Below are 501 nucleotides of genomic sequence, written 5' to 3'. Positions count from 1 at the left end.
CCCCACTTCAATAGGATTCATTTCAAAGCTTGAATGAACAAGGCTCCTAAAAATACGAAAACAACCCATATACCGCGCGCCCCTACAAGCAAAACCGTTCCTTCCTCACGCCTCAAACGATAAAGTAAGTCCCAAGCACTCACTCTAGGCTCTAAACCCCACGGGCTCTTATTCCCTTTAATCAACACTGATCCATAATCGGCTTTTCTTCCACTCAATGCCACCCAACACTGCTCCTTTAAAGCAATGTTTACGGACAACCCATAAAAAAACACCAAAACATATCAGAGGCAAAATGGTATAGAGAGCAATCCCTATAAAGGCTGAATCTCTCATAATTTCTTCATTATTTTTTCCCTCTCATGACTTCTCAAGCGCTGTATCCTGTTCTTGCAAGACGTTTTTCAGTTCTTTTCTTAAACAGCGATACGTTCTCACCTGCTTAAAGACACCATAATAAAGTTCTAAAATCATCATGGGAATACAAGCAACCCACAGTGT

At 41.1% G+C, this 501-nt stretch carries 1 protein-coding gene; it reads right to left on the bottom strand.

Going from position 1 to position 501, the window contains the following annotated elements:
* Positions 1-17 precede the first annotated feature (17 nt).
* Complete coding sequence (locus ACFIQE_RS11420; RefSeq protein ID WP_375621755.1) at positions 18-224, bottom strand: hypothetical protein; 207 nt, start codon at positions 222-224, stop codon at positions 18-20.
* Between the last annotated feature and the right edge of the window lie 277 nt (positions 225-501).

Source organism: Bartonella sp. AA1HLJMS, assembly GCF_042197445.1.
GTDB lineage: Bacteria > Pseudomonadota > Alphaproteobacteria > Rhizobiales > Rhizobiaceae > Bartonella.
Note: the sequence above shows the minus strand (reverse complement) of the source record. Positions and strands in the feature narration are given on the sequence as shown.